Source organism: Rhizobium sp. PP-F2F-G48, from assembly GCF_004342335.1.
Taxonomy (GTDB): Bacteria; Pseudomonadota; Alphaproteobacteria; order Rhizobiales; family Rhizobiaceae; genus Ferranicluibacter.
Genome location: NZ_SLVH01000003.1, coordinates 558,417 through 564,660, shown reverse-complemented (window position 1 = coordinate 564,660; position 6,244 = coordinate 558,417). Strand labels below are relative to the sequence as shown.

At 59.0% G+C, this 6,244-nt stretch carries 13 protein-coding genes and 1 pseudogene; all 14 read right to left on the bottom strand.

All coding sequences use genetic code 11. The annotated features are described in order from the left end of the window. Positions 1 to 346 (bottom strand): hypothetical protein (locus tag C8J36_RS24905; protein WP_207897488.1); only part of this gene is annotated, 346 nt, incomplete at its 3' end. Continuing rightward, positions 343 to 855, bottom strand: coding sequence for a hypothetical protein (locus C8J36_RS10625; RefSeq protein ID WP_132534679.1), 513 nt, complete (start codon positions 853 to 855; stop codon positions 343 to 345). The genes C8J36_RS10625 and C8J36_RS24905, both read right to left, overlap by 4 nt. Beyond that, positions 852 to 1,628 carry a hypothetical protein gene (locus C8J36_RS10620; RefSeq protein WP_132534677.1) on the bottom strand — a complete coding sequence of 259 codons (777 nt, stop codon included), beginning with the start codon at positions 1,626 to 1,628 and terminating at the stop codon, positions 852 to 854. The genes C8J36_RS10625 and C8J36_RS10620 overlap by 4 nt, the downstream gene beginning before the upstream one ends. Beyond that, positions 1,621 to 1,923 (bottom strand): hypothetical protein, encoded by a 303-nt coding sequence (locus tag C8J36_RS10615; protein WP_132534675.1) that lies wholly within the window; start codon positions 1,921 to 1,923, stop codon positions 1,621 to 1,623. The genes C8J36_RS10620 and C8J36_RS10615 overlap by 8 nt, the downstream gene beginning before the upstream one ends. Beyond that, complete coding sequence (locus C8J36_RS10610; RefSeq protein WP_132534673.1) at positions 1,920 to 2,657, bottom strand: DNA methyltransferase; 738 nt, start codon at positions 2,655 to 2,657, stop codon at positions 1,920 to 1,922. Before C8J36_RS10610 ends, C8J36_RS10615 begins: the two co-directional genes overlap by 4 nt. Next, the gene (locus C8J36_RS10605; protein ID WP_245506521.1) at positions 2,654 to 3,169 is read right to left on the bottom strand and encodes a hypothetical protein; all 516 of its coding nucleotides are present in this window, start codon (positions 3,167 to 3,169) and stop codon (positions 2,654 to 2,656) included. The genes C8J36_RS10610 and C8J36_RS10605 overlap by 4 nt, the downstream gene beginning before the upstream one ends. Then, entirely contained in the window at positions 3,156 to 3,362 is a 207-nt protein-coding gene (locus C8J36_RS10600) for a hypothetical protein (protein WP_132534671.1), read from the bottom strand. The genes C8J36_RS10605 and C8J36_RS10600 overlap by 14 nt, the downstream gene beginning before the upstream one ends. After that, a complete protein-coding gene (locus C8J36_RS10595) occupies positions 3,362 to 3,922 on the bottom strand; it encodes a hypothetical protein (protein ID WP_132534668.1) in 561 nt (186 codons plus the stop codon). The genes C8J36_RS10600 and C8J36_RS10595 overlap by 1 nt, the downstream gene beginning before the upstream one ends. Next, on the bottom strand, positions 3,922 to 5,100 hold the full coding sequence (dnaN, locus tag C8J36_RS10590; RefSeq protein WP_132534666.1) for a DNA polymerase III subunit beta: 1,179 nt from the start codon (positions 5,098 to 5,100) through the stop codon (positions 3,922 to 3,924). Before dnaN ends, C8J36_RS10595 begins: the two co-directional genes overlap by 1 nt. Further along, a complete protein-coding gene (locus C8J36_RS10585) occupies positions 5,093 to 5,443 on the bottom strand; it encodes a hypothetical protein (RefSeq protein ID WP_132534664.1) in 351 nt (116 codons plus the stop codon). Before C8J36_RS10585 ends, dnaN begins: the two co-directional genes overlap by 8 nt. Then, on the bottom strand, positions 5,443 to 5,616 hold the full coding sequence (locus C8J36_RS24900) for a hypothetical protein (RefSeq protein WP_165915022.1): 174 nt from the start codon (positions 5,614 to 5,616) through the stop codon (positions 5,443 to 5,445). Before C8J36_RS24900 ends, C8J36_RS10585 begins: the two co-directional genes overlap by 1 nt. Beyond that, positions 5,609 to 5,797: pseudogene (locus C8J36_RS10580) on the bottom strand (hypothetical protein); the annotation flags it as partial. The pseudogene C8J36_RS10580 and the gene C8J36_RS24900, both read right to left, overlap by 8 nt. 20 nt (positions 5,798 to 5,817) lie before the next feature. Further along, positions 5,818 to 5,997, bottom strand: a complete 180-nt coding sequence (locus tag C8J36_RS10575; RefSeq protein ID WP_132534660.1) for a hypothetical protein — start codon at positions 5,995 to 5,997, stop codon at positions 5,818 to 5,820. Continuing rightward, positions 5,997 to 6,233, bottom strand: a complete 237-nt coding sequence (locus C8J36_RS10570) for a hypothetical protein (RefSeq protein ID WP_132534657.1) — start codon at positions 6,231 to 6,233, stop codon at positions 5,997 to 5,999. Before C8J36_RS10570 ends, C8J36_RS10575 begins: the two co-directional genes overlap by 1 nt. Positions 6,234 to 6,244 lie beyond the last annotated feature (11 nt).

Here is a 6,244-nt window from a genome sequence, read left to right as displayed (position 1 = left end):
TGTCCACCGTGACGGTGTAGGTGGAGATGCCATCGACAAGCCGTGTCAGCTTCAGGCTGTGGCTGATCTGCGCGCCCTCAATAGCCGCCGCTACGCGGTCGATCGTTTCGTCGGTCAGCGTCCCATTGTTCTGGGGCGATGGGGTTTCTACCCTCTCCCCTTGAGAGGGGTTGGAGAGGACGAACCCTTCTTTCTGCCACGCCTCAAGCCACCAGCGAGCGGTGCGACGCAGAGCTTCCCGGTCCAATTCTGGCAAAAGTCCGAAGTCGTGCCGGTAGCTCATGCACGCCGAGTTGACCATGGCGTCGGTGACTTCCATCTTGCTCTCGTCTTCGCGGTTGGTCATGGGCGTTCCTTGGTGGGGGCGGCGAGCGCAGCGCGTTCAAGGGCTACGGTGATGTGCCGGTGCGCGACGGCTTCTAGATCCTGAACCGTGATCAGTAGTGTGTCGTCATCGTCAGGGTCGGGCGTATCGTCCAGTTCGCATGCTGCAAGAACGATAGCCTTGGCGATGTTGTCGACATTGATCCCGTCGAGTTCGGGTAACTCATTACCGTTGAACTCGCCGTCCTCAGTCGGGAGGAATTGGCGAGGTAATTCCCCTCCCTCCACGCTCTCTCCACTCTCGGGGAGTTGGGGTTGGGTGAGCACATTCGTTTGGGGGGATGGGGTGGCCATATCGAGATATTTCGACCACAGGCCATCGTCCTGTGCCGCCTCTGCCAATTCAAGACGAATGTCCGTCAGGCAGTCGTCAAGGCGTTCCAGCCAGCTTGCCTTATTCATCCGACCGTCGTCGTAAGGCTTGGCCTCTACGTAGAGACGCACGGCATTCGCTGCTTCTTCAAGGGTCATGCGGCCTCGCAATCATCGTCAGCAATGGTCGCCTCGGCTTGATGGCACATGAGCGAGCAATCGATATCGGGTTCGTCGTTGTGGTTGCCTCGGTTCGGGTCGAGTGCATCAAGGCTGATGCGCTCTTTCGTGTCCCGCTCACGCCAGAAATACGAGCCGGGACCAAGGTCGCGTTGCAGCGCGGCCATGCGCTCATAGACCTCTGGAAAATCGCGACGGATCTTGTTCCAATAGCCCATGCCGCCTTTGACGCAGCCGATGCAGTTGTTGTTATGATAGCCGAGGCGGTACATTGCCGGCAGTTCGATACCGGCTCGCTCGATCATGGCGAGGCAGTCGGCTTTCGTCAGCCCTGCATCAATCAACGGGGTCAAAAAGGGCTGCTCAAAGTTTTGTTCGCGGAACCGCTTCGCACGTTTTGCCTCTTCGGACGTGTAGCCAAAAACGATGATGTCGCCGGGCTTCTGGAACTCATAGGTCGGGGATCTTTTAAGCAACCCCGTGCACTTTGCGCCTTGGTGGCCAACAAGGAAACGCTCCCTTTCGAAAACATCCCATGTATCGTCGTAGTCGTCTGACTTCAGAATGACGATCTCGTGGTTGAACCATCGTTGGCAGTCGGCAAGGAAGCGCAGATTGTCAGGATGCTCACTGCCCGGGTTGCTATAGGTGATGGCCACGCGCTCGCGGTCATACTGCGCAAGGATCAGCTTCGTCGCGATGGCCGAAGCCGCACCGCATGAGAACCGGCAGACGATACGGGGCTCAGACATCGGCAGATCCCTCCGTGGCTGCGAGGGCGGCGATCACGGCCTCTGCCTGAAAGCGCTGTTTAATGGCGCGGATGTGCGCGTAAGCTTGGTCGATAGCGCATTCCGTGTCTGTGTCGACAAAGTCGTGGGTCTCGCCATCCACCGTGACGGTGTAGGTGGAGATGCCATCGACAAGCCGTGTCAGCTTCAGGCTGTGGCTGATCTGCGCGCCCTCAATAGCCGCCGCTACGCGGTCGATCGTTTCGTCGGTCAGCGTCCCATCTGCCTGGGGCGATGGGGTCTTAGGTTTTGTCATGACTCATCACCTCCGAAAATTGTCTGCTGGCTGGAAAAAGGGAGAGGCGTTGGCAAGAGAGTGCCGATACGCTCTTGAGCGTATGCTTCGCGGATGCGCTCGCATGCTATGTCAAAGTAGCCTTCGTTGATCTCGACTCCGACGAAAGCGCGACGTTCTTGTGCGCATGCGACCCCGGTCGTGCCTGACCCCATGAAGGGATCAACAACGACCGCATCCGCCGAGATCATGCCGATGCACCACGCCATCAAAGCAATCGGCTTTTGGGTTGGGTGCACTCTCGGAATTCCTCGTTCCGATGCTTTCATCATCCCGTCCCAATGGTGGCGAAATACGCGAGCTACGCCTCCGAGATTTGTCCATGCGATCTCGCAATCCGCAAAATCATTGGTATGACCGGACGCGGCGCGCTTATCCCAAATCAACCAGGAGGAGGAGGACGGAAGGCGGTTGGCAAAATGATTGCCTCCCCACAGGATGCACTCGGTTCCAAGCGACAGCAGTGGTGCTGGATCAAACGGCTTCTCGTCGCCCGCAATTGCGACCTTTGCGAACTTGGTAGAGTAACGGCCGCGGCCAATGCCCGAAGCATCGTTTCCGCCGTGTGCAAAGGCGATGCCATACGGTGGATCGCTAATAACGGCACACCCTTTAGGCAGTGCTTCGATGACCTCGAGGCAATCGCCCAGGTACAGCGTGCAGCTTCCAATGACTTCTTTGCGCACGAAGGTCATTTGTTGCCCTCGGAAAGTGCTCTGTATTCGACGAGACGACGTTCCGCCTGGGCGCGCTCTATGCCCTGATGCATGCCGCGCGAGATGCCGCGATCAGTGTAGACCACCGTTGCGCTCGCCATCTTACCCCATGTGAGGCCCGCCTCGATTCCTTGCCTGCGCTGATCAGCATCGTTGTCATCGAGCACTCCGGGCTGGGTATAGAGCAGGTGACTGGCATACGGCGCCTCGCCACGATAAAGGCAATCTCGCATTGCGGCTCTGGCGTATGCTTGGTTCGCCTCGACGTCACCTGCAAAAGGACTTTCAAGTATGACGAGGCGCCAGCTACCCGATGCCTGGGGTAATGGGGTCTCGACGTTGATCGCAGCGGCCGCATAACGCCGCGCCTCGTCCTGCTGCGCGGAACTACCGCCGTCAATCCAGAACGGACGAACGGCGCCTACTGGCCCGGCGAAGGACATCACGGCGAAGATGCGCTTTGCCGCGTTCTCGATCTTATCGCTCTTCATGCGAGCCTCCTGTCTGAAGCGTGCGCTGCACGCCTATGTAGCAATCTGTGCAAGGTGGCTGATAGGACTGGCAGCCGACGAGCAGCGACCACATGGCCAGTGAAATGAGGGCCGCTGAAACAAGCGACACGAGCCGTAAGGTCGGTCTGACGTAAAGGATCGGGCGCTCAGCAATTTCGATTTCCATCTTCATCACATACCCCTCATCCAAAGCCTGAAACTGCCGACGAACTTGTCCCAACGAGCTGCAGCTTCAGGGTCCGTGCTGAGTTCGGCACGGGACTCGACGCTAAGTTTCCGGCGAACTCCGTCAGCGATGCTGGCGGCCGTCGATATGTCGATGCTGTGCTCGATCTCTAAGAATTTCTGAAAGGCCTTATCCCCGCAGAGGATGCCGCAGTCGCGCGCGCGGGTTGAAACTTGCCCACGAGAAGTGGCTGATTCATCATCAGGGGCGCTGCGACTGGATGCTTCGCTGGTCAACTCCCTGAAGCGCTTGCTCAGCTTGTTGTACTGATCGATTAGGAAGAAATGCTCTTCCGGAAGACAGACCAGGAAGTCCCGATTATCGAGGTTGGCCTCGTCGCGAAGGGTCGCGACGAAATCGACATCAGGCCCATCCGAAGCTGTGATGACGATCTTTCCGTCAAGCGGCTCGATGCGCCAGTCAGGCATGGCTGCGGCCGCTCGGCGACGGAGCGCGTCCATGCGCTGCTGCTTAGTGGGGCGACCAAAACCCTTCGCGTCTGCCATTAGTCCACCGCCGCAAAACGAGGCTTGAGCGGCATCAGGATATGCGTCTCGTTCGTGCGTCCCACGGGTTCGACGCGGAATGCCCTTTCGGCGTCCGTTACGACCAATTCCACATCGGTTGCCTTGATGGCCGACATCGTTCGCTCAAACAGTGCAGCGTCACAGGCGATCGTGAAGCCCTCAGGCGCGGTGATCGCCGCAGGCACATAGTCCTCAGCGTAGCCGCCCTCTTCGTTCAGCAGGTCGACGCGGATCTGCCCGCCTTGAACTTTCATTCGAATTCCGTCGCGATGCTTCTGACCGGTCATATTGATGCCGACAGCACAGACGCGCTTCACGGCGCCAAGCAAAACCTCCCTCGATACCACCAACGTTGTCTCGGTCCGCGGAGGGATTGCCTTCTCGTAGAGCGGATAAATGTAGTCGAGCAGCTTGGACCGGATCTCGACGCCGTCGAAACGGAACGACGCCATGCTTTCGGTGGTCGCCATTTCGGCAGGCCGTTTCGCATCATCGAAGAGCTTCTGCACAGCGACGACCGTGTTCATCGGAAGGATGATGTGTGGGTAGCTGTCGGATCTCGCTGGAAACACAGGGGAGCCGGCATCGGGAAGGCGGATGCGAGCCAGGGCCAACCCATCAAGGCAGCAAATCTCGATGCCCGAATCGCCATCACCTGAGCGCATGCAAAGCCCCTCAAGCGAGGGTCGATCCTTCAATTTGCTGACGGCGTAGCTTGACTTCGTGATTGCTTCGGCAACCGCAGCGCCGTTGACCTCCGTCCACTGGAAACCTTGTCGAGGGGCCATATCCGGCATGTCGGTCGCCGGGAGGTAGGAAATATTGAACACGGACCGACCTGCACGGATGGCGACCTGGTGGTTCAATCGACCCTTTTCGAAATGGACATCGGCGCTTTCTGGAAGCTGCCGAAGGATATCGCCAAGTCGAGCTGCCGGTATGGCAATCGCTGTTTCCGACGCCACGTGCAGCGCTTCGCACTCGGCCTCGATCTGGAGGTCCAGATTGGTTCCACGTATGCGGAGCTTCTCGCCCTCCGCGGTCAAAAGCACATGCGACAGAATCGGGATCGTATCCCTGCCGCTTACAGCGCGGCTCACGTGCTGCATCGCTGCAAAGATCTGCGTGCGGTGAACGCTGAAGATTTCCTCAGCCACGCGCGCCTCCCAAGGGAGAGAGGAGATCGGCTATCGCCCGCTCATGGGACGGCGACGCAAGACCGAACTCCCGCTGCATTTCATCCATGGCGGCCTTGCAGTCGTTCTCGGCCAGCAGGCGATAGACGCGCTCGAACCACTCTCCTTGTGACCGCGTCATTTCCTCATAGCGATCGACTATTTCTTCGTCATCAAGGCTGGATGCATCGATTTCGACATCAGCGCTGAAACTGATCTCGGGAAGCTTCTCACGCGCGATGCCGTTGGCGAAACACCAGCGATCGAGATCTTCATTCTCGATCTCAGCGAGATCGACGGTCACATCGGTATTGACCAGCGACATCAGATTTTCTCCCTTACGATCTTCACCTTGTTCACAGGCTTGCCGGGGTGAGTGAGAGCCACGCGTTTGCGTGCCTCGTCGGGATCGCACGCGGCGATATCGACGGGTGTGATTGTCTCGTCCTCGAAATGGACGCGGAAGGGCAGGACGGCCCGGGGCGCAGGCTCACGCATGGGCGGCCATCCTCATCGGCGCCGATGGCAGCGAGAAGCTTGGCCGCGCCCGATAGGGCTGGCGCAGATTTTCAAGATCGAACCACTCTTCCTGAAGCTGCTCGCGATCGACGCCGTGCATGGCGGCAATCTCTCGAAACTCGACATTCGGCGTGGCATAGCAAGAGAGCAGCGCGGCCTGCATGCGCGGATCGACGTGCGTCATATCCGAGCCTCCGCGCGTTCGAATGCAGCGCTACGTGCCATGCCGGCAGTTGCCAGCGGCACAGCTGCCATAAGGGCCAAGAAGAAAACGCCGAGCAGCGCGACGAGCACGCCGCGGCAGGGCGCATGATTGCGACATGGGTGGTTGGTGCCGGTGATGCAGGGAAGCTTGACCATCAGCCAACCCTCCGGAGATCAGCCGCAACACTCTCTGCCACCAACTGGACATTGATGATCTTGGCGCCGGGATTGCGCTTGGCGACGTAATGTCGCGCCGCTTCCGCGTCATGCGCCAACACGTCATGCACCGCCTTGTCGCGGCATGTGACGCGGTAGTGTGAGAGACGCTTTGCAGGCGCGGCTATGCTGTTGCGAAACCGCAGCGCGGTCGCATTGTCAGGCAATCGGGACATATTGGAGATCC

Excerpts from the sequence above, each read along its gene's own strand:
- C8J36_RS10625 (WP_132534679.1), bottom strand. The coding sequence starts at position 855 with ATGACCCTTGAAGAAGCAGCGAATGCCGTGCGTCTCTACGTAGAGGCC.
- C8J36_RS10620 (WP_132534677.1), bottom strand. The coding sequence starts at position 1,628 with ATGTCTGAGCCCCGTATCGTCTGCCGGTTCTCATGCGGTGCGGCTTCG.
- C8J36_RS10615 (WP_132534675.1), bottom strand. The coding sequence starts at position 1,923 with ATGACAAAACCTAAGACCCCATCGCCCCAGGCAGATGGGACGCTGACC.
- C8J36_RS10610 (WP_132534673.1), bottom strand. The coding sequence starts at position 2,657 with ATGACCTTCGTGCGCAAAGAAGTCATTGGAAGCTGCACGCTGTACCTG.
- C8J36_RS10605 (WP_245506521.1), bottom strand. The coding sequence starts at position 3,169 with ATGAAGAGCGATAAGATCGAGAACGCGGCAAAGCGCATCTTCGCCGTG.
- C8J36_RS10600 (WP_132534671.1), bottom strand. The coding sequence starts at position 3,362 with ATGAAGATGGAAATCGAAATTGCTGAGCGCCCGATCCTTTACGTCAGA.
- C8J36_RS10595 (WP_132534668.1), bottom strand. The coding sequence starts at position 3,922 with ATGGCAGACGCGAAGGGTTTTGGTCGCCCCACTAAGCAGCAGCGCATG.
- C8J36_RS10585 (WP_132534664.1), bottom strand. The coding sequence starts at position 5,443 with ATGTCGCTGGTCAATACCGATGTGACCGTCGATCTCGCTGAGATCGAG.
- C8J36_RS24900 (WP_165915022.1), bottom strand. The coding sequence starts at position 5,616 with ATGCGTGAGCCTGCGCCCCGGGCCGTCCTGCCCTTCCGCGTCCATTTC.
- C8J36_RS10575 (WP_132534660.1), bottom strand. The coding sequence starts at position 5,997 with ATGGTCAAGCTTCCCTGCATCACCGGCACCAACCACCCATGTCGCAAT.
- C8J36_RS10570 (WP_132534657.1), bottom strand. The coding sequence starts at position 6,233 with ATGTCCCGATTGCCTGACAATGCGACCGCGCTGCGGTTTCGCAACAGC.